We start from the raw sequence: 397 nt of genomic DNA, 5'->3' as shown, positions 1-397 counted from the left end.
CCTCGTTGACCGCGACGCCGGTTAGCCGAAGCGCCCAATACTGCGGGTACATCACAATTGCGGCCGCCTTGGCAAATTCCGCTGGAAAGCGCCTCTGCTGCCAGAAGAGCTGCGCGCCGATGTTCAGGCCGGCCGGCAGGCGCGGCGTGCCTGTCTCGACAAAGGGCGGACGGATGAGGTCATAGTCCTCGGCGAATTCGTCTGGTCCCGAAAATTCATAGTCGAGCACCGGCAGCGCCAGGCCTCCGCCGGCGTCGACCAGCACCGCCGTCGCGCCATGGGTGGTGATCGAGATGGCGTCGATGCGCTGCTCGCGGTGCAGTTCGGCGAGGCTATCGAGGATGAACGTCCACAGGCACTCGATGTCGTGCTGCGGGTAGGGGCCGTCAGTGAGGGG

General features: G+C 65.5%; 1 pseudogene. It reads right to left on the bottom strand.

The window, feature by feature from the left end:
• A pseudogene (locus EN780_RS38280) lies at positions 1 to 397 on the bottom strand (carbohydrate kinase); the annotation flags it as partial.

This window comes from Mesorhizobium sp. M4B.F.Ca.ET.089.01.1.1 (genome assembly GCF_004022605.1).
GTDB classification, from domain to species: domain Bacteria; phylum Pseudomonadota; class Alphaproteobacteria; order Rhizobiales; family Rhizobiaceae; genus Mesorhizobium; species Mesorhizobium abyssinicae.
This window is presented reverse-complemented; position numbering and strand designations above follow the sequence as displayed.